Source organism: Acidovorax sp. 106, from assembly GCF_003663825.1.
In the GTDB taxonomy this organism is placed as follows: domain Bacteria; phylum Pseudomonadota; class Gammaproteobacteria; order Burkholderiales; family Burkholderiaceae_C; genus Acidovorax.
The window spans coordinates 4535659-4554688 of record NZ_RCCC01000001.1 but is presented as its reverse complement, the minus strand read 5'-3'; the positions used below and the strand labels follow the sequence as shown (position 1 = coordinate 4554688).

General features: G+C 62.4%; 21 protein-coding genes and 1 tRNA gene. 19 read left to right on the top strand and 3 right to left on the bottom strand.

Translation table 11 applies throughout. The features are described from left to right. Positions 1-55 precede the first annotated feature (55 nt). From C8C98_RS20020 to C8C98_RS20010, 3 genes are read left to right on the top strand one after another with little or no spacing between them, the layout of a single operon-like run. The gene (locus C8C98_RS20020) at positions 56-925 is read left to right on the top strand and encodes a 2-keto-4-pentenoate hydratase (protein WP_121455698.1); all 870 of its coding nucleotides are present in this window, start codon (positions 56-58) and stop codon (positions 923-925) included. A 55-nt stretch (positions 926-980) separates the two neighbouring features. After that, positions 981-1949, top strand: coding sequence for an alpha/beta hydrolase (locus C8C98_RS20015; RefSeq protein ID WP_370450428.1), 969 nt, complete (start codon positions 981-983; stop codon positions 1947-1949). Between the two features lie 5 nt (positions 1950-1954). Next, positions 1955-2812 carry a YbgC/FadM family acyl-CoA thioesterase gene (locus tag C8C98_RS20010; RefSeq protein ID WP_121455697.1) on the top strand — a complete coding sequence of 286 codons (858 nt, stop codon included), beginning with the start codon at positions 1955-1957 and terminating at the stop codon, positions 2810-2812. A gap of 61 nt (positions 2813-2873) precedes the next feature. Here C8C98_RS20010 and C8C98_RS20005 read toward each other — a convergent pair whose 3' ends face one another. Next, the gene (locus tag C8C98_RS20005; protein ID WP_121455696.1) at positions 2874-3812 is read right to left on the bottom strand and encodes a folate-binding protein YgfZ; all 939 of its coding nucleotides are present in this window, start codon (positions 3810-3812) and stop codon (positions 2874-2876) included. Between the two features lie 45 nt (positions 3813-3857). On the opposite strand from C8C98_RS20005, the gene mltG reads away from it, so the two are divergent. The 6 genes from mltG to C8C98_RS19975 all read left to right on the top strand — a co-directional run bounded on the left by mltG (position 3858) and on the right by C8C98_RS19975 (position 8492). Continuing rightward, complete coding sequence (mltG, locus tag C8C98_RS20000; protein ID WP_233574618.1) at positions 3858-4847, top strand: endolytic transglycosylase MltG; 990 nt, start codon at positions 3858-3860, stop codon at positions 4845-4847. 28 nt (positions 4848-4875) lie between these two features. Next, positions 4876-5553 carry a dTMP kinase gene (gene tmk, locus C8C98_RS19995; RefSeq protein WP_121455694.1) on the top strand — a complete coding sequence of 226 codons (678 nt, stop codon included), beginning with the start codon at positions 4876-4878 and terminating at the stop codon, positions 5551-5553. Beyond that, the gene (locus C8C98_RS19990; RefSeq protein ID WP_121455693.1) at positions 5550-6578 is read left to right on the top strand and encodes a DNA polymerase III subunit delta'; all 1029 of its coding nucleotides are present in this window, start codon (positions 5550-5552) and stop codon (positions 6576-6578) included. Before tmk ends, C8C98_RS19990 begins: the two co-directional genes overlap by 4 nt. Positions 6579-6583: 5 nt before the next feature. Continuing rightward, complete coding sequence (locus C8C98_RS19985; protein WP_099655670.1) at positions 6584-6943, top strand: PilZ domain-containing protein; 360 nt, start codon at positions 6584-6586, stop codon at positions 6941-6943. A gap of 62 nt (positions 6944-7005) precedes the next feature. Then, entirely contained in the window at positions 7006-7827 is an 822-nt protein-coding gene (locus C8C98_RS19980; protein ID WP_121455692.1) for a TatD family hydrolase, read from the top strand. Continuing rightward, entirely contained in the window at positions 7821-8492 is a 672-nt protein-coding gene (locus tag C8C98_RS19975; protein ID WP_121455691.1) for an ankyrin repeat domain-containing protein, read from the top strand. Before C8C98_RS19980 ends, C8C98_RS19975 begins: the two co-directional genes overlap by 7 nt. A gap of 90 nt (positions 8493-8582) precedes the next feature. On the opposite strand, the gene msbA is transcribed toward C8C98_RS19975, so the two are convergent. Further along, positions 8583-10370 carry a lipid A export permease/ATP-binding protein MsbA gene (msbA, locus tag C8C98_RS19970; RefSeq protein WP_121455690.1) on the bottom strand — a complete coding sequence of 596 codons (1788 nt, stop codon included), beginning with the start codon at positions 10368-10370 and terminating at the stop codon, positions 8583-8585. Positions 10371-10706: 336 nt separating this feature from the next. Between msbA and tolB the strand changes: the two genes are divergently transcribed. The 5 genes from tolB to C8C98_RS19945 all read left to right on the top strand — a co-directional run bounded on the left by tolB (position 10707) and on the right by C8C98_RS19945 (position 14349). Further along, positions 10707-12032 carry a Tol-Pal system beta propeller repeat protein TolB gene (gene tolB, locus C8C98_RS19965; protein ID WP_121455689.1) on the top strand — a complete coding sequence of 442 codons (1326 nt, stop codon included), beginning with the start codon at positions 10707-10709 and terminating at the stop codon, positions 12030-12032. 45 nt (positions 12033-12077) lie between these two features. Then, the gene (gene pal / locus C8C98_RS19960) at positions 12078-12614 is read left to right on the top strand and encodes a peptidoglycan-associated lipoprotein Pal (RefSeq protein ID WP_099741308.1); all 537 of its coding nucleotides are present in this window, start codon (positions 12078-12080) and stop codon (positions 12612-12614) included. Next, the gene (gene ybgF / locus C8C98_RS19955; protein ID WP_121455688.1) at positions 12614-13396 is read left to right on the top strand and encodes a tol-pal system protein YbgF; all 783 of its coding nucleotides are present in this window, start codon (positions 12614-12616) and stop codon (positions 13394-13396) included. Before pal ends, ybgF begins: the two co-directional genes overlap by 1 nt. Positions 13397-13415: 19 nt before the next feature. Beyond that, positions 13416-14225: a ThiF family adenylyltransferase gene (locus tag C8C98_RS19950; RefSeq protein ID WP_233574716.1), complete on the top strand. Its 810-nt coding sequence runs from the start codon at positions 13416-13418 to the stop codon at positions 14223-14225. 48 nt (positions 14226-14273) lie between these two features. After that, positions 14274-14349: transfer RNA gene (locus tag C8C98_RS19945), tRNA-Lys, on the top strand. A 144-nt stretch (positions 14350-14493) separates the two neighbouring features. Here C8C98_RS19945 and C8C98_RS21695 read toward each other — a convergent pair. Next, positions 14494-14691: a hypothetical protein gene (locus tag C8C98_RS21695; protein WP_143225950.1), complete on the bottom strand. Its 198-nt coding sequence runs from the start codon at positions 14689-14691 to the stop codon at positions 14494-14496. 324 nt (positions 14692-15015) lie between these two features. On the opposite strand from C8C98_RS21695, the gene C8C98_RS19935 reads away from it, so the two are divergent. The 5 genes from C8C98_RS19935 (at position 15016) to C8C98_RS19915 (ending at position 18979) form a co-directional block, all read left to right on the top strand. After that, positions 15016-15729 carry a YebC/PmpR family DNA-binding transcriptional regulator gene (locus tag C8C98_RS19935; protein WP_099655662.1) on the top strand — a complete coding sequence of 238 codons (714 nt, stop codon included), beginning with the start codon at positions 15016-15018 and terminating at the stop codon, positions 15727-15729. A gap of 151 nt (positions 15730-15880) precedes the next feature. Beyond that, positions 15881-16162 (top strand): DnaJ domain-containing protein, encoded by a 282-nt coding sequence (locus tag C8C98_RS19930; RefSeq protein ID WP_121455685.1) that lies wholly within the window; start codon positions 15881-15883, stop codon positions 16160-16162. Further along, positions 16159-16734, top strand: a complete 576-nt coding sequence (locus C8C98_RS19925) for a hypothetical protein (protein WP_121455684.1) — start codon at positions 16159-16161, stop codon at positions 16732-16734. The genes C8C98_RS19930 and C8C98_RS19925 overlap by 4 nt, the downstream gene beginning before the upstream one ends. Before the next feature lie 32 nt (positions 16735-16766). Next, positions 16767-17519: a hypothetical protein gene (locus C8C98_RS19920; protein ID WP_121455683.1), complete on the top strand. Its 753-nt coding sequence runs from the start codon at positions 16767-16769 to the stop codon at positions 17517-17519. A 167-nt stretch (positions 17520-17686) separates the two neighbouring features. Further along, complete coding sequence (locus C8C98_RS19915) at positions 17687-18979, top strand: hypothetical protein (protein ID WP_121456414.1); 1293 nt, start codon at positions 17687-17689, stop codon at positions 18977-18979. The last annotated feature ends 51 nt before the right edge of the window (positions 18980-19030 follow it).

Here is a 19030-nt window from a genome sequence, read left to right as displayed (position 1 = left end):
GAACCGGTCATCTGAACCGATTCTTGGAGCACCACTTTAGAAGCAGGAGACGCAGATGAACACGAAGCAAACCCTGATGGCGGCCCTGGTGGCCGTCGCCTGCGCGACAAGCGCCCAAGCCCAATGCCTGAGCGACGCGCAAGCCGCCGAGCTGGTCGCCAGCTATGTGGCGAAAACTCCGGCCGCCAATGTGGAGGGCATGTCAGATGCGGACGGCGCCTGCACCCGCGCCAAGGTCAATGCCCTGCTGGCCCAGCGCTTGGGCAAGGTGGTGGGCTACAAGGCGGGGCTGACCAACCCTGCGGTGCAAAAGCGCTTCAACACCGACAAGCCGGTGTGGGGCAAGCTGTACGAGGGCATGGTGCTGGCCAATGGCGCTGCCGTGGATGCCACTTTTGGCGCCCGCCCGCTGTTTGAGGCCGACATGCTGGTGCGCGTAAAAAGCGCTGACATCAACTTGGCCAAAACCCCCATGCAAGTGCTGGAGGCCATCGACCAGGTGATTCCGTTCATCGAGCTGCCCGACCTGCTGGTGCAGGCTCCGCCCAAGCTCAATGGCGCGGGCGTCAGCGCCATCAATGTGGGAGCGCGCCTGGGCGTGGCGGGTGCGCCGCTGCCGGTGCCGGTGTACCGGGCCGAGCGCTATGCGCTGCTGCAAGCCTTGGCCGACATGCAGGTCAGCCTGACCGATGCCGCAGGCGCCCGGCTGGGAGGTGGCAAAGGCAGCGATATTCTGGAGCACCCCCTCAACGCCGTCGTCTGGCTGGCGGGCGCCCTGGCGCAAGAGGGGTTGGCGATGCAGCCGGGTGACCTGATCAGCCTGGGCTCGTTTTCGCCGCTGTTGCCGCCCAAGGCGGGCTTGTCCGTCACGGCCACCTTTGATGGCCTGCCAGGTGCTGCACCTGTGCGCGTGACTTTCAAATAAGCCCGAGGCCTTCCCCAGCCCCCATCCCAGGTATTGCCGACAGGAGCTTTGCGTTTTGACCGATTTGCACATTCACCACACCCGCCTGACCCCGCAGATGCGCGGTGTGCTGCAGGGCATGGCCCGTGCGGGCCACCCGCCGCTGCACACCCGCACGCCCGAGGAGGCGCGCAAAGCCTATGAGTCAGGTGCAGGCGTGTTGGAGGTGGCCAAGGCGGCGCTGCCCCGTGTGGAGGACTTTCACATTCCGGCGCGTGACGGTTACCGCTTGCCTGCGCGCCTGTATGCGCCGGTAGCGGCTGGGGGCAGTGCGCTGCCCTTGCTGCTGTACACCCACGGCGGTGGCTTCACCATTGGCAGCATTGCCACGCACGATGTGCTGTGCCGCGAGCTGGCCCGCCTCTCTGGGGCCATGGTGGTGTCGCTGGATTACCGGCTGGCGCCAGAGCACCGGTTTCCCACTGCGTCCAACGATGCCTGGGACGCCCTGGCCTGGCTGGCCCAGCATGCGGCCACGCTGGGCGCTGACCCGGCGCGGTTGGCGGTGGGCGGCGACAGCGCAGGCGGCACGCTGGCCGCCGTCAATGCCATTTATGCCCGCGATGCAGGGTTGCCGCTGGCACTGCAACTGCTGTTTTACCCCGGCTGTGCTGCGCACCAAGACACGCCTTCTCACGCCACGTTTGCCCGTGGTCTGGTGCTGGAGGAGCCCGCTATCAGCTGGTTTTTTGGCCACTATGTGCAAACCCGCGCCGAGCGCGAGGACTGGCGCTTTGCCCCCTTGCATGCACCCGATGTGGAAGGCGTGGCCCCGGCCTGGATCGGGCTGGCCGAGTGCGACCCGCTGGTGGACGAGGGCGTGGACTACGCCGACAAGCTGCGCGCCAGCGGTGTGGCTGTGGACCTGGAAATCTACCGGGGTGTGACGCACGAATTCATCAAGATGGGGCGGGCCGTGCCAGAGGCACTGAAAGCCCACGCCGATGCAGCCCTGGCGCTGCGACAAGCCTTTGCCATGGAGTGAGCCTGATGCAACGCCAGAACTTCCGTTGTGTGCACCGCCTGAGGGTGCGCTGGGCCGAGGTGGACATGCAGAAAATCGTGTTCAACGCCCACTACCTCATGTACATCGACACCGCCATGTCGGACTATTGGCGTGCCTTGGCGCTGCCTTACGAGGCCAGCATGCAGACGCTGGGCGGCGAGATGTACGTGAAAAAAGCCACGCTGGAGTACCACGCCTCGGCGCGGCTGGACGACACCCTGGAGGTGGGCCTGCGCTGCGCCCGCATTGGTAACTCCTCCAGCCTGTTTGAAGCGGGCATCTTCAGTGGCGACAAGCTGCTGGTGAGTGGCGAGCTGGTGTATGTGTTTGCCGACCCCTCCACGCAGACGTCCACCCCGGTGCCACCTGCGCTGCGGGCCATGCTCGAAGGTTTTGAAGCAGGCGCGGACATGGTGGAGGCCCGCACCGGCGACTGGAATGCCCTGGGCCGCGATGCGGGCCGCCTGCGCACAGCGGTGTTTGTGAAAGAGCAAGGCATTGCCGCCGATGTGGAGGCCGATGCGCTGGACGCCAGCGCACGCCATGCCGTGCTGTACAACCGCCTGGGCCAGCCCGTGGCCACCGGGCGCCTGTTGCAGCAGGCCCCGGGCGTGGGGCGCATTGGCCGCATGGCGGTCGATCGATCTGTGCGTGGCGCCCAATGGGGCCGCGTGCTGCTCAACACCTTGATCGATGCCGCCCGTGCGCGTGGCGACCAACAGGTGCAGTTGCATGCGCAGTGCAGTGCCCAGGGTTTTTACCAGCGTGCGGGTTTTGCCGTGGCGGGCGAGCCCTGCCAGGAGGCAGGCATTGCCCATGTGCTGATGGCGCGGGTTTTTTAGGCTGGAGGGAGTGCTGCGGGGCGGCATATGTGCCAGCCGCCTGACTGCTCCACTTTAGCGCTCAAATATCGTCGAGCAACGGGTAGGGCAGGGGCAGCAGTTGTAGCGCAATGCCATCGGCCGCACCCGTTGGATCCACTGGCACAACGTGCAAGGCGTGTTCGGTGGCCGCAATCTGCAGCGACACCAGCGCATCCACCCCGCCGTCGCCCTCGGGGCTGGGCGCCACTTGCACCACAGTGCCGCAGGGCTGCTCCGGGTCGTTGGCAGCAAACACTTCGCAGCCCACTGCGAAGCCGCTTGCGGCGTGGGCCAGGTAGGTGCGGCGCTTGAGCGTGCCACGGAACTGGCTGCGGGCCACCACCTCTTGTCCGGGGTAGCAGCCCTTTTTGAAGTTCACCCCGCCAATGGACTCGTAGTTGAGCATCTGCGGCACAAAGGCATCGACCAGCGGCGCGGTCAGCGTGGCCACGCCACTTTGCACTTCGCTCCACAGCCAGACGGAGGCATCCAGCAAGGGGCCTTGCGGGGCGGCGCTGCCCTGGGGCGCGATCCACAACGCGCGTGGCTGGCCCGCTGCGGGGTAGAGGTGAACGAGGGTGTTTTGATCGAAATCGGCCTTGGACCAAGCGGGATAAGCGCTGCCAGCTATCGAATTAATAGTATCTCCAGCCAGGCCATACAGCGCAAAGTCGGCAGAGGCGTCGCTGAGCTTGGCCTTGGCGCGCAGCACAAACATCGACAAGCGCTTGAGCGTGGGGGCCAGCAGGTCTTGGCTGCAAATCAGCAGCACTTCGGTGTCGCTGCGCTTGAATCCAATGAAGCTGGCCTGCATGCGGCCCTTGGCCGAGAGGAATGCGGCCAGCCGGGCGTGCTGCATGTCCAGCAGCGCAAAGTCTTGTGTGAGCTGGCCTTGGAGAAATTTGGTGGCGTCTTCGCCTGCTACGCGAATCACGCCAAGGTGGGACAGGGGGGCAATACCGTTCAAAAGCTGCGTCATGGCTGAATTATGATGCCCCCTCCTTTTCACACAGGTAGCAGGGTTGTGCGACGTTTACTGGCATGGGTGTTTGTTTTATTGATCGCCAGCGGCGCCGCTGCCGCATGGTGGTTGCACGAGCCCTTGATCACCGGCGCAGAGCCGCTGGAGCTGGCCATTGAGCCCGGAACCACTCCGCGCGGCGTGGCCCGTGATGTGGTGGCGGCAGGCGCCCAAGCCAATGCGCAGCTGCTGTACGCGTGGTTTCGCCTGTCGGGGCAAGACCGCCTGATCAAGGCGGGCAACTATGAAATTCCGGCGGGCACCACGCCGCGCAGCTTGCTGCGCATGCTGGTGCGGGGTGAAGAGGCCTTGCGCACGCTGACCCTGGTGGAGGGCTGGTCCTTCAAACAAGTGCGCCAGGCGCTGGCCAAGGAGGAGTTGATCAAGCAAGACACTGCGCAGCTGAGCGCCGAGCAGATCATGGAGCAACTTGGCCGCCCAGGGGTGCCTGCGGAGGGGCGGTTCTTCCCCGATACCTATTCCTACGCCAAGGGCTCCAGCGACCTGGCCCTGCTGCGGCGCGCCTTGCATGCGATGGACCGCAAGCTCGAAGCTGCCTGGGCCTTGCGCTCGCCCGACCTGCCGCTCAAGACCCCCGCTGAAGCCTTGGTGCTGGCCAGCATCGTGGAAAAAGAAACGGGCCGCGCCAGTGACCGGCCGCAGATCGCCGGGGTGTTTGCCAACCGCCTGCGCACCGGTATGCTGCTGCAGACGGACCCCACGGTCATCTACGGCATGGGCGACAAGTTTGATGGCAACCTGCGCCGCCGTGACCTGCAGACCGACACGCCCTGGAACACTTACACCCGCCCCGGCCTGCCGCCCACGCCCATTGCCATGCCGGGCAAGGCGGCGCTGCTGGCGGCGGTGCAGCCTGCGTCCACCCGCGCGCTTTACTTTGTGGCCAAGGGCGATGGCAGCAGCCATTTCAGCGCCAGCCTGGACGAACACAATCGGGCCGTGAACCGCTACCAGCGCGGGCAATCCCAATAAAGACGGCCGTCCACCATTGAAGGTTTTCATGTCACGTACAGGCTTGTTCATCTCGTTTGAAGGCATCGACGGTGCGGGCAAGTCCTCGCACATCGACGGCCTGGCCCAGGCCTTTCGCGCCCAGGGGCGCACCGTCACGCTCAGCCGCGAGCCCGGTGGCACGCCGCTGGCTGAGAAGCTGCGGGACCTGGTCCTCAACGACCCCATGGACGCGTTGACCGAGGCCCTGCTGATTTTTGCGGCCCGGCGCGACCATTTGCGCCAGGTGATTGAGCCCGCCCTGGCGCGGGGCGATGTGGTGCTCTGCGACCGCTTCACCGATGCCACCTTTGCCTACCAAGGTGCTGGGCGCGGTTTCGACCTTGAGTTGCTATCTGTTTTAGAGCGCATGGCGCAGACTGGGCTTGCGCCAGAGCCTGGTTTGATGCGAGAGCCTGATTTGACTGTGTGGTTTGACCTAGCCCCTGAGATTGCCGCGCAGCGGCTGGTGGGCGCGCGCGTGCCCGACCGTTTTGAGTCGCAGCCCGTGGCCTTTTTTGAGCGTGTAGCCCAGGGGTACGCCGACCGCGCTGCGGGTGCCCCGCAACGCTTTGCACGCATCGACGCCGCCCAAGACCGCCACCGCGTGTGGCAGCAGCTCACCAGCGTTTTTGTGTGCAAGGGCTGGCTGTCCATCATGGTGCCCACACCTGGGCTGGCCCCATGAGCGAACGTTCCACCGCCGATACCCTGCCTCTGGCGCCCTGGATTGCGGTGCAGCGGGCCACGTTGCTGGCCCAGCGCGGCCATGCCTGGCTGCTGCAAGGCCCCTCGGGCATGGGGCAATATGCCTTGGCGCTGGAGCTGGTGCGCGCCTGGATGTGCGATGCCCCCACCTCCCATGGCGCCTGCGGCCAGTGCGCCAGTTGCCACGCCATTGACGTGCGCACCCATGCCGATGTGTGCGTGCTGATGCCCGAAGTGCAGATGCTGGCGCTGGGCTGGCCTTTGTCCGAAAAGGCCCAGGCTGAAATTGACGACAAGAAGCGCAAACCCAGCCGCGAGATCCGCGTGGAGGCCATGCGCGATGCGGTGGAGTTCTCGCAGCGCACCTCGGCGCGGGGGCGTGGCAAGGCGGTGCTGGTGTACCCGGCCGAGCAAATGAACCACGTCACGGCCAATGCGTTGCTCAAAACTCTGGAGGAGCCGCCTGGTGATGTGCGGTTTGTGTTGGCCAGTGAGGCCGCTCACCAGCTGCTGCCCACCATTCGCAGCCGTTGCCTGGGCCACACCATGGTGTGGCCGAGCCAGGCGGAAATGTTGCCCTGGCTGCAATCGCAAGGCATTGCCGCCGATGCGGCCACGGCATTTTTACGTGCCGCAGGCGGGCGGCCAGACGATGCCCTGGCTGTGGCCCGCTCGGGGCGCAGTCCGCAGGCCTGGTCATCTTTGCCGCAGGCCATGGCGCGGGGCGATGTGACGGCTTTGGGCGACTGGGCACCGGCCCAGGCCATCGATGCGTTGCAAAAGCTGTGTCACGATTTGCTGTCGGTGGGGGTGGGCGCGGCTCCGCGCTACTTTGCGGTGGCTGACCTGCCTAAGCCACCACCCCTGGCTGCCTTGACCCGCTGGTCCAAGGCCCTGGCCAAAGAGGCGCGCACGGCAGACCACCCGTTTAACGCTGGCCTGATGCTGGAGGCGCTTGTCGCCCAGGCGCGAAACACCCTACACTCAAGGCAACCAACGCATTGATCACCATGAGCAGTCCATCCACCGCACCCCGTCCCAGCGTCATGCAGCTGGCCATCAAGGAAAAGGGCGCCTTGTATGCCGCGTACATCCCGTTTTTTGTAGAGGGTGGCATCTTTGTGCCCACCCAGCGTGATTACAAGCTGGGCGACGATGTGTATGTGCTGCTCACGCTGCCCGACGACACGCAGCGATACCCCGTGGCAGGTCGCGTGGCCTGGGTGACTCCCGCACGGGCCGCAGGCAATCGCACCCAGGGTGTGGGCATCCAGTTCCCGAAAGACGACAAGTCGCGTCTGCTCAAGCTCAAGATCGAAGAAATTTTGGGAACTGCGTTGGGCTCAGAACGTCCTACCCAAACCATTTGATGGCGCTGCCGCGCCCTGCGCCGACCCGCGCTGGCGGGTCGGCTTTTTCATTTTGAGTCCGCATGTTTACCGATTCGCACTGCCACCTTTCGTTTCCTGACCTTGTGAGCCAGCTCCCAGCCATTCGCCAGGCCATGGCCGATGCGCAGGTGGAGCGGGCTTTGTGCATTTGCACCACCATGGAGGAGTTTGGCGACGTGCACGCGCTGGCCCTGGGGTACGACAACTTTTGGAGCACCGTGGGGGTGCACCCCGACAACGAGGGCGTGCAGGAGCCCAGCTTGCAGGATTTGCTCGACAAGGCAGCGCTGCCACGTGTGGTGGCCATCGGTGAAACAGGGTTGGACTACTACGGCATGGAAGACCGCAAGGGCGGTCGCAGCATTGCCGACCTGGAGTGGCAGCGCAGCCGTTTTCGCACCCACATCCGCGCAGCGCGCGCCTGCGCCAAACCGTTGATCATTCACACCCGCAGCGCTTCGGACGACACCCTGGCCATCTTGCGGGAAGAGGGCGAGGACGGGGCGGGCAATGTGGCTGGGGGCGTGTTCCACTGCTTTACCGAATCCATGCAGGTGGCCCGTGCCGCACTGGATCTAGGCTATTACCTGTCGTTCTCCGGCATCATCACCTTCAAGAATGCGCAGGACCTGCGCGACGTAGTGGCCTTTGCCCCGCTGGACCGGATCCTCATCGAAACCGACAGCCCTTATCTGGCGCCGGTGCCTTACCGGGGCAAGACGAACAACCCTTCGTATGTGCCGTATGTGGCGCAGCAGGTGGCCCAGTGCAAGGGCCTGTCGGTGCAAGAGGTGGCGCAGGCCACCAGCCGCAATTTTGAGACCTTGTTTACGGGGGTTGTGGCAGGAGGTGTGACATGCTGACGCGCCGTGCCGCCTTGCTGGGTGCAGCCCTGGCCGGATCCGCACCATGGGCTGTGGCTGGCTCGTACGACGATTTCTTCACGGCCATTTTGCGGGACGACCCGGACACCATCACAGCCCTGTTGCGCAGAGGTTTTGACCCCAACACACGGGATGCCAAGGGGCAGGTGGGCTTAGTCATCGCACTCAAGGAAGAGTCGCACAAAGCCTTTGCGGCGTTGATGGCGGCGCGCAATACCCAGGTAGAGGTGCGCAATGCGCAGGACGAAAGCCCCCTGATGATGGCGGCCATCAAGGGCAACGAAGACGCCGTCAAACAGCTGATTGCGCGCGATGCCGACGTCAACAAGACCGGCTGGACGCCCTTGCACTATGCGGCATCGGGTGGCACGGAGCAGCACCTGCGCATTGCAGCGCTGCTGCTGGAAAATCACGCGTACATCGATGCCGCCTCGCCCAATGGAACCACGCCGTTGATGATGGCCGCGCAATATGGCTCGTCCGATATCGTCAAGCTATTGCTGGCAGAGGGGGCTGACCCCACGCTGAAAAACCGATTGGGGCTGACGGCCGTGAACTTTGCCCAGCGTGTCAGCCGCGCTGAAGCGGCCGCGCAAATTGCTGCGGCCATTCGCAAGCGTCAGCCCAACGCAGGGGCTTGGTGAGCTGACAGCTGCTGATTGATGCTGATTGATGCTGACTGCGGCGTCCGTGCTCCAGTGGCACGGGGGGCGTGGTTGCTCTGTCAGCGTTCGTCAGTGGGCGTCTGTTGCTCCTGGCCGGCTTTGCAGTCGCGCATACAGGCCGCCAGCGGCCATCAACTGCGTGTGGCTGCCTTGCTCCACGATTTTCCCGCGCTCCATGACCACCACACGGTCTGCGTGCTCGATGGTGGAAAGCCTGTGGGCAATCACCAGCGTCGTGCGGCCCTGCATCAGGCGCTGCAGAGCGTCTTGGACCAGCCGTTCCGATTCGGTGTCGAGGGCCGAGGTGGCCTCGTCCAGGATGAGGATGGGCGCATTTTTGTACAGCGCGCGGGCAATCGCCAGGCGCTGCCGTTGGCCGCCTGAGAGCTGGGTCGCGTTGTGTCCTGCCACGGTGTGAATGCCTTGGGGGAGGGCGGCAATGTGCTCTGACAGGTTGGCGGCAGCCAGGCATTCATGCACGCGCTGCTCATCCATGGCACTGCCCAGTGCCACGTTGGCGGCAATGGTGTCGTTGAACATCACAACGTCCTGGCTCACCATCGCAAACTGGCCGCGCAGCGATGCAAGGTTCCAGGTGGTCAGCTCTTGTCCGTCCAGCGTGATTTGCCCCTGGCTGCTGTTGATGAAGCGTGGCAAAAGATTGACCAGCGTGGTCTTGCCTGCACCCGATGGGCCCACCAGTGCCACCACTTCGCCTGGGGCAACCCGCAGGCTGATGTCATCAAGCGCCGGGGCCTGGTCGTTGCCAAATTGCACGCTCACATGGCTCAGCACAATTTCGCCGCGCACCCTGTCCGTGGTGTGGGTGCCCTGGGCTTCAGCGCCTGTGTCTCCAAGCAGGGACAAGCCGCGCTCCAGCGCCGCAGCGCCGCGGGTGATGGGGTTGGCCACATCGGCCAGTCTGCGGATGGGGGCAATCAGCATCAGCATGGCGGTGATGAAGGAGACAAAGCCGCCCACTGTCACGTCCTTGGTGTCTACAGCGCCACGGCTTTGCCACAGCGCAATGCAAATCACCACAGAGAGTGCCGCTGCCGCCAGCAACTGGGTCAGCGGGGTCATCGCAGCCGATGCGATGGTGGACTTGATGGCCAGCCTGCGCAGGCTTTGGCTGAGTGCGGCAAAACGCCCGGCCTGACCCTGTTGCGCGCCGTGCAAGCGCACCATGCGGTGGGCCAGCACGTTTTCTTCCACCACATAGGCCAGTTCGTCCGTGGCTTGCTGGCTCACCTTGGTAAGGTGGTACAGCCTGCGCGACAGCGTCTTCATGATCCAGGCGACCCCGGGTACGACCACCGCCACAATCAGCGTGAGCTGCCAGTTCAAATAAAGCAGGTACCCCAGCAGTGCCACCAGGGTGAACCCGTCACGCGACAGCCCCAGCAGGGCCTGCACCAGCAGGTTGGAGCCGTTTTGCACCTCATACACCACGGTGTTGGACAGCGCACTGGCCGACTGGCGGCCAAACAAACCCATTTCTGCGGAAAGCACGCGGTCAAACAGCGCCTTGCGCAGCAGCAGCATGCCTTCGTTGGCAATTTTTGCCAGAGCGTACTGCCCCACAAACTGTGCGAAGCCGCGCACCAAAAACACCCCCATGATGGCCAGGGGGACGGTCCACAGTTGCAGGGTTCCTTGGGTGAATCCTCTGTCCAGCAGGGGTTGCAACAGTGCTGGAATCATGGGCTCTGTCACTGCACCCACCAGCGTGGCGGCAATGGCAAGGCCCCAGGCAAGGCGCTGGTGTCCAAAATAAACGGCCAGCCTGGCCAATCGGGTCATCAATGGGAGGCTGGGAGTTTGGGCCTGCGCGGCTCTGGTTTCTTGTGCTTGCATGTGCTGGCGATTCTACGTTTTGCTACGAGCTGTAGCTTTGGGCCTGCAGCCTGATGCTCACAGAGGGCTCGTCCTGCACAAGTTCGTGGAACTTCAGGCTGAAAGTGTCAACAAACCTGCGCGGCTGCAAACGGGGCGCGCCCGCAGTGCCAAAATTGCAGCCTTTGGAAAACGCGCTTGTGTTGAAGAACCATGTTCAGTCACAGGTTTGTCGCCCGTAAAAATGTCTTCACCCCACAAGGGTTGCACAGTTTGTCACAGGGGGGCGTCGCCTGTGTGTAACATTCGGGCCTGTCTTACGCCATGCGGCGATTGTTCGGCTACTGCTGGATGCCAATGACCATCGAACAAAATTCACTCCAAACTTTCCTTGCGGCTGTGCCGCATCCCAACCGTCGCCACCTGCTGGCGGCAGCGGCTTCAGCGTCTGCGATACCTGCTTTGGCTCAGGCGCAATTTCGCGTTGAAGTCACCGGCGTGGGGTTGACCCAATTGCCTATCGCCATCGTACCGTTTCGCGGTGATGCGCAGTCTCCCCAAAAGATCGCGGCCATCGTTCAAGCGGACTTGGAACGCAGCGGGCAGTTCCGGTCCGTCGATGCCTCGGGTGCCGCATTGGACGAGTCTTCTCGCCCGGATGTCGCCCTATGGCGGCAAAAGAGTGCGGATTCTTTGGCGACGGGCAGTGTCACTCGCATGGCCGATGGGCGCTACGATGTCCGTTTTCGCCTGTGGGACGTGGTGCGTGGGCAGGACTTGGGCGGCCAAAGCTATGTCGTCACGCAGGGCGATCTGCGTCTGGTGGCACACCGCATTGCAGATTTCATATACGAAAAGCTCACAGGCGAGCGCGGGGTGTTTTCCACCCGCATTACCTACGTGACGAAAACGGGCCCCCGCTACAGCCTGTGGGTGGCCGACGCGGACGGTGAAAACGCGCAGTCTGCTTTGTCCAGCCCCGAACCCATTATTTCGCCCGCGTGGTCCCCTAGTGGTGGTCAGATTGCGTATGTGTCGTTCGAGTCGCGCAAGCCTGTGGTCTACGTTCACGATGTGGCATCGGGCCGACGCCGTTTGATTGCGAATTTCCGTGGCTCCAACAGCGCGCCCGCCTGGGCGCCAGACGGCCGTACGCTGGCTGTGACGCTCAGCCGTGACGGTGGCTCGCAGCTCTACACCATTGATGCCAATGGTGGTGAGCCACGGCGCCTGATGCAAAGCGCTGGTATCGATACCGAGCCGGTTTTCTCGGGTGACGGGCGCAGCATTTACTTTGTCAGCGACCGTGGCGGTGCCCCGCAGATTTACCGTGTGCCTGTGGGCGGCGGCAATGCCGAGCGGGTCACGTTCTCTGGTACCTACAACATTTCGCCCAGCATCAGCCCCGATGGGAAATGGCTGGCCTACATCTCGCGGGTGGGCGGTGCGTTCAAACTGCACGTCATGGATTTGGCGACGGGTACGGCCAATGCCATCACCGACACCACGGCGGATGAAAACCCCAGCTTTGCCCCCAACAGTCGCTTGCTGGTCTATGCAACCCAACATCAGGGCCGCGAGGCGCTGATGACCACCACGTTGGATGGGAAAATCAAGGCTCGCTTGGCCGGACAAGCCGGAGACATCCGTGAACCCGATTGGGGCGCGTTTCAAAAACAATGAAATTTTGAGTTTTCTTTGCAATTTGTATTTTTTGGAGATTTTTGGATGATCAAACAAGCAACCCTGGCCCTTTCCCTCGTCGCCTTGATGGCCGCTGGCTGCAGCTCTGGCGTCAAGCTCGACGACGTGCCAGTGGAAGACAAAACAGCCTCGTCTACGACTGGCAATGGTGCCAACTCGGGCGGCACCAGCCAAAGCGGCGTGGCCGGTGTGGATCTGAACCAATCGGCCCGTGACGGCGCAGGCCCAGTGGGCGTGAGCCGCATCGTGTACTTTGACTACGACAGCTACGTGATCAAGCCAGAGTTCCAGGCTGTGATCGAAGCGCATGCCCGTTTCATCAAGGCTGGCGGTAACCGCAAGCTGATGGTGGAGGGCCACACCGATGAGCGCGGTGGCCGCGAATACAACTTGGCCCTGGGCCAAAAGCGTGCGGAGGCTGTGCGCCGCGCACTGGCCCTGCTGGGCGTGCAAGACGCTCAAGTCGAAGCGGTGAGCTTTGGTAAGGAAAAGCCTGCAGCCCAAGGCGGTACTGAAGAAGTCCACGCCAAGAACCGCCGCGCTGAACTGTCGTACCGCTGATGCAATCGCCACTGATCGTTAAGCCGTTCAAAACCCTGCTGGCAGCCTTGCTGGCAGGGCTTTTTGCCACGGCCAGCCAAGCCGCCATCTTCGAAGATGGTGAAGCACGCAGGGCTATTTTGGAGCTGCGCCAGCGCGTGGACTCCATGCAAGCGACCCAGCAACGATCGGCCGAGGAGTTGCGCCAGGACAGCGAACAGCTTCGCCGCAACCTCCTCGATCTGCAGAACCAGATCGAGTTGCTGCGCTCTGAGCAGGCCAAATTGCGTGGTCAAAATGAGCAGCTTTTGCGCGACGTGGCAGATTTGCAGCGGCGCCAGAAAGACATTGCCCAGGGGGTCGATGAACGCCTGAGCAAATTTGAACCGGTGAAGGTGACTCTGGATGGCCAGGAGTTCCAGGCCGATCCCAGTGAGAAGCGGGATTTTGAAGCCGCGCTGGCGATCTTCCGCTCTGGCAAGTTCGCAGAAGCCAGCACTGCCTTTGCGTCGTTCGTGCGCCAGAACCCGCGCAGTGGCTATGTGCCTTCGTCGCGTTTTTGGCTGGGCAACGCCCAGTATGCACAGCGTGACTACAAGGAAGCCATTGGCAACTTCAAGCAGTTGTTGACTGATGCCCCGACCCATGCGCGTGCCCCTGAAGCTGCGCTGTCGATTGCCAACTGCCAGTTGGAGTTGAAGGACAACCGGGCTTCTCGCAAGACGCTGGAAGACTTGGTTCGCGCGTACCCCCAGTCTGAGGCGGCCGCAGCGGCGAAAGAGCGACTTGCCCGGCTCAAGTGATCCTGTGGTGCCCGTTGACCTGAGTGGTTCTGGTGCCGTGCCTGGCTCCGTGGCCCCTGACGAGGTCACGCAGCGCCGGTTTGGGGGACTAGAGCGGCTCTATGGCGTAGCGGGTGCGCAGCGCATTCGCGGCGCGCACGTGGTCGTGGTCGGTGTGGGGGGGGTGGGCTCCTGGGCTGCTGAGGCCTTGGCTCGCAGCGGTGTTGGGCGCCTGACACTCATCGACATGGATCATGTCGCAGAGTCCAATATCAATCGCCAAATCCATGCGCTCTCGGGCACCGTGGGCCAAGCCAAGGTGCTGGCCATGCGCGACCGTATTGCTCAGATCAACCCTTTTTGCAGGGTCGACTGCGTTGACGACTTTGTCGATGCCGACAACTGGCCAGGTTTGCTGGCGGGCGTTGCGGTGGATGCCGTGATCGACGCGTGCGACCAGGTGAAGGCCAAGACCGCCATGGCGGCCTGGGCTCTTTCAGGCAAACATCGCCTGATCTCGGTGGGTGCGGCAGGGGGAAAACGCCTGGCCCACAAAGTAGACATCGACGATCTGGCTGCTACGACCCACGACCCATTGCTGGCGCAGCTGCGCTACCGCTTGCGCAAGCACCATCGTGCTGCACGCGATGGGAAAAAAATGGGCGTGGTGTGCGTTTTCAGCCGCGAAGCTGTCGCCCCGCCCGATGCGTCTTGCATGCTGGCTGGCGAAGGGGATGGCTCGCTCAATTGCCATGGCTATGGCTCGGTGGTTGCGGTGACGGCCACCTTTGGTCAGTGTGCAGCCGGATGGGTGATCGACAAAATAGCAGAGACTTCTTTGAAGTCCTAAAATTCAAGCTATAATTTGAGTCTTTACAGAAATGTAAAAGCTCCGGTTGGGACGTTAGCTCAGTTGGTAGAGCAGCGGACTTTTAATCCGTTGGTCACTGGTTCGAATCCAGTACGTCCTACCACCCAATTCGGCATTTGCCGCAAAACCCGCTCTTGAAAAAGTAGCGGGTTTTTGTTTTTGGTCGATGAGTTGCTGGGCGTTGTTATGCCCCCTGAAAAATGGGGCTAGTGCGAACCTGCCGCTAAAGCAGGTTCGCCCTGTGCATTTATCGTTGTGTGCCAGCCTTGTTGGTGTGTGGCTTTGCAGTCCTGCGGTGGCTGCTGGGCTTGGCCTTGTTGCGGTGGGTGGGCTTGGCGTGGGCGCTTTTCTGCACAGAATGTCCTTTCGTGCTGTGGTTGACGCTCTTGGCCATGATGACCGGTGACATTGCGAGCGCGAGCGCGAGGACAAGGATTTTTTTCATGTTGTGATTACTCCTGGTTGCCGAAATTGGCGCAGCGATGTTGCGTGAAGTCGGGCCGCTTTGCAACTGATAGCAGAGTAATTCATCGGTTTGTCGTTTGTATGTTCCATGCCTGTGTGACGGCACTTAGGGCTGATGTGGAACAAGCGAGGTCGTAAACAGGCTCTAAGACCTGCTTGATGGGGCTGCGCGCGATGGTGGTGCGCTCGCATCAAGGAAAATACAGCAATGCGTGTAGGCTGGGCTTGTAAGAGCGGCCCTGCGCACCGATCTATCAACCAACCAGCGCCGTCGCGCGCTACAACACCTAGAAAGAGAACCGCCATGGGCGCACAGTGGAAAGCAAAAGGCAAGGCCCTTGTGGCCGACGCCAAAGGGAAGCTGTTTGGCAAGCTGGTCAAGGAAATCACCGTGGCTGCCCGTGGTGGTGCCGATCCCGCCAGCAATTCCCGTCTGCGCTTGGTGGTTGAGCAGGCTCGCAAGGCGTCCATGCCCAAAGACACTTTGGAGCGCGCCATTAAGAAGGGCTCTGGCACAGGTGCTGACGCGGTTAACTACGAGCGCGTCATTTATGAAGGTTTTGCCCCCCACCAGGTCGCCGTGATGGTTGAATGCCTGACGGACAATGTGAATCGGACGGCCCCTGAAATGCGGGTTTTGTTCCGCAAGGGGCAATTGGGCACGTCTGGCTCGGTGGCGTGGGACTTCAACCATGTGGGCATGATCGAAGCGGAACCCGCCAAGCCTGACGCAGACCCTGAGTTGGCCGCCATTGAGGCGGGCGCCCAGGACTTTGAAGCCGGGGACGAAGAGGGCACCACCACGTTCTGGACAGACCCAACGGACTTGGACTTGGTCAGCCGTGCACTGCCCGCACAAGGCTTTACCGTGTTGTCTGCCAAGCTGGGCTACAAGCCCAAGAACCCTGTCAATCCTGCCAACCTGACGGCTGAGCAGCTGGAAGAAGTGGAGAATTTCTTGGCGGCGATTGATGGCAACGACGATGTGCAAAATGTTTTTGTGAGCTTGGCAGGCTGAGCGTTTGCGCTGGCATGGGCTGCTTTCGTCTTGTCTGGCAGCCGCCAGCGCTGGCGCATTGCCGCCGCTGGGCTCTGGCTGATGCCTGTGCCCATGCATGCACCGATGCAGTGCCATCAGTGCCCGTGCTGTTCAACTGGATAGACACCCAATGACCGACCATTACGCAGCCTTGGGGCTAGCGGCCAACGCCTCGCTGGCCGATATCAAAAAGGCTTTTCGGCAAAAGGCTTCGTTCTATCACCCCGACAAGAACGATGCCCCCGATGCAGCCCAGTGCTTTGCCGCCGTGCAAAAAGCCTATGAGGTGCTGTCCGACGACGAGGCGCGCCAGGCCTATGACGACAACCGTCGCCGCAACCTGCTGGACGACCCGCTGCAGACCGCCCAGGAAATCTGGCAAACCTACACCCACAACATCCTTGCCCCGTGAAAATCTCTCCTTATTTCCATGACCTGCGATCTGCTTACCAAGCAGAGATCGATGACCTGACCGAAGACTCCGAAGGCAAAGACGTTCTGCGCAAGCGGCTGGCCCAAAAGCGGTCTGAAATCGGCTTTTTGGTGAAGATGATGGAACTCGCTCCTGAGATGGTGGCGGTGGTGTTTCACCAGGGCTTTCGGTTTGGTCGGGCCAATGCGTTGGAGCAAGTTCTGGCCTGTGGTCAGGACGATCTGCCGCAGTGGTCCGCGTTGGATAGCGTTGTCACGCTGGAGCCCTGGGCGGCCTCCCTGGCCAAAACCGTGCTGAGTGAGCCGGGTGGAGAGCGCTTCATGGTGGTGGCTGCGGGGCTGGAGTATTTGCTGCAGCACGCGCGATTTGCCGCCGCAGCCCAGGGCGACGATGAGGGCCAGGCCGATGAGGACGATGCCGATGCAGCGGAGCACGACGATGGCTACGACGCGCTGAGCGCGGACGATGCGGCTGACCCGCACAACAGCCGCAGCCGCGAAGAAGCCAGCTCCAACTGGCTGGCCGATGTGGGCTTTGAGCGCAAAGATTGAACTGCACACCAACCATCCACGTACCGATTTTTATGAGCAACCACCTGGCCCTTATCACCAAGACCACCAGCCTTATTGCAGCCGGCGATATCGTGGGTGCCGAGTCAGCACTGGCTGAGTTGGCAGACACCGATGGCGACAACGCCCTGATGGTCGTGCTGGACCAACTGGCGCCCAAAGATATTCTGGCTGTGATGCGCGAGTACGACGACTCTAAGGCGTCTGTGGTCAATATGTTGGTCACGCCCGAGCAATTTGCCCGTGCCATGGTGCTGGAGAAACAGTACAAGGACCTGACCCACACGCACCTGCGCAGCATGGTCAACGCGGTGGTGTTCCGTGACGATGCCGACCCTATCGAATTCTTGACGGCCATTGGCGACCTGGACGGTGGCGCCGAAGCCCTGGCCAACTACTTTGCGGAAAAGTGGAGTCGCGTGGAGTCCTTTGCGCGCACTGGCACCTTCGATGCCACCGAAGACTATGGACTGACGCTGAGCGACGATGAGCTGCTGGCCTCAGGCTATGTGCAACCGCGCGTGGACTTGGACGAAGTGGCCGACCGCGACTGGATGCAGATGGCTTGGCTGCTGCGCTATGAGTGCCGCGACCTGTTCATTGAAACCTTGCTGGTGCTGCGGGCCAAGGCCAGGGCTTTTGATTTGGGCCTGGACGAGACCGATGAGCCTGCGGAGGAAGACGACGGCAAGTTTGAAACCAGCGAAACAGACCGGGGCAAGGCCACGCCTGCAGCCCGGGTGTCAGACGAAGAGTCTGCCATTTAAAGACTGCAAGCCCCTGAGGCCCTTTGCGCCTTTCCCCTTTCATGGAGCCGCCGAGCCACCAAGGGGGACTCGCCAGTGCGGCGGGGCTGTCCCTGCGCGAAGGGGCCTGGTGGGGGCTGCGCGAGCTGCATGGCCCGTGAACAATACATAGCGCGATGGATACCAACATGACCCTGCCCGATACGCCTTCCTCCGATGTCCATCCGGTGGGAGCCGCCCGCGCCCTGCAGCTGCACGATGCCCGTCCGTTCTTTGACAAGGTACTGGCCCATGGCGTGCAGCACGGCATCATTGATGTGCAGCGGCTGGCTGCTATCCATACCGACGCACCCAAAGGCATCGTTCAGATTGCCCGCTACTTTGGCAGCGAATTCTTGCGGCCAGAGCTGGAGAAGGCCCGTGACCGCATGGTCAACCTCATCAGCTTGTACCTGCTGGATACGACGGGGGGCGACCTGACCAAAGCAGCCGTCTCGCTGCGCGACAACTCCTTGCTGTCGCGCTCCAAAGGCGGCTCGGACATGCTCAAGCGCCTGATTGCCATGCCCGAGAGCAGCAACTTCGGCATGGCGGGCTACGACGATGCGCAAACGCCGCTGTTGGCCGTGTGGTCGCTGCGCAGCCATGCCGAATACCAAGCAGAACTGGCCCGGCGCAGCCACATCGGCCAAGCCATCGCTGCGGCCCAATGGCTGGCCGAGCAGTACGACCTAGACGCGGACGAGCTGGAGGCGGCGGGGGCAGATGCCGAGGCGGTGATTCGCACCGGGTTGCTGATGCAAGCACTGGCCCCGCAGGCCATGGCGATGGGCGAATGGCCCCACACGGTGGCATTTGAAAAACTGGTGAATACGCTGCGCAAAAAGAAGCAACCCGTGCCTGCTGCATTGCGGCTGCCCACGGGCCTGCCTGCGGCCTTGCGCGATGCTGTGCAGGCGCAGTGCCAAGTCGTGCTGGCCGATATGCCCAAGCTGCTGGATGCTGCGGTGCCATTGCGGACCCTGTTGCGGCCCACTGGCGTGTTCCGGGCCCGGTACTTTTTGCTGGACGACCCCTTGGCCGAGGTGGACGGCTACCACCGCAGCTTGGATGCCCTGGAAGACGGCAATGAGCCCCCTTTGCCCGCCAGCAAGCTGTGGCTCAAAACCACCCAGGGCAACGAAGACGAGCATTCCCTGCTCACCCTGTTTGTTTGTCTGGCTGCCGGGGCACCCAAAAAGACGCTGCTCACCGAGAAAACCGCTGCGAGCTTGGTGCGGAAAATCCGCAAAAGCGGGTGGACGCCTGAACTCGCAGCCCAGTTCATCCGCGATAACGCCCCGGGCATTTACCAGAGTGACTACCTGACACTGTGGACGGGTTTTGTGCAAGACGCCACCAAGACCCTGACCAGTGACATGGACTACCAGATGCATGACGCGCTGGCGCTGCTGCGGCGCGAGTGCAGTGTGGTTGGTTAGCGCAGCAGAGCCTCCTGTGGGTCTATGGCTGCACCAGCTACCAGGGCTATT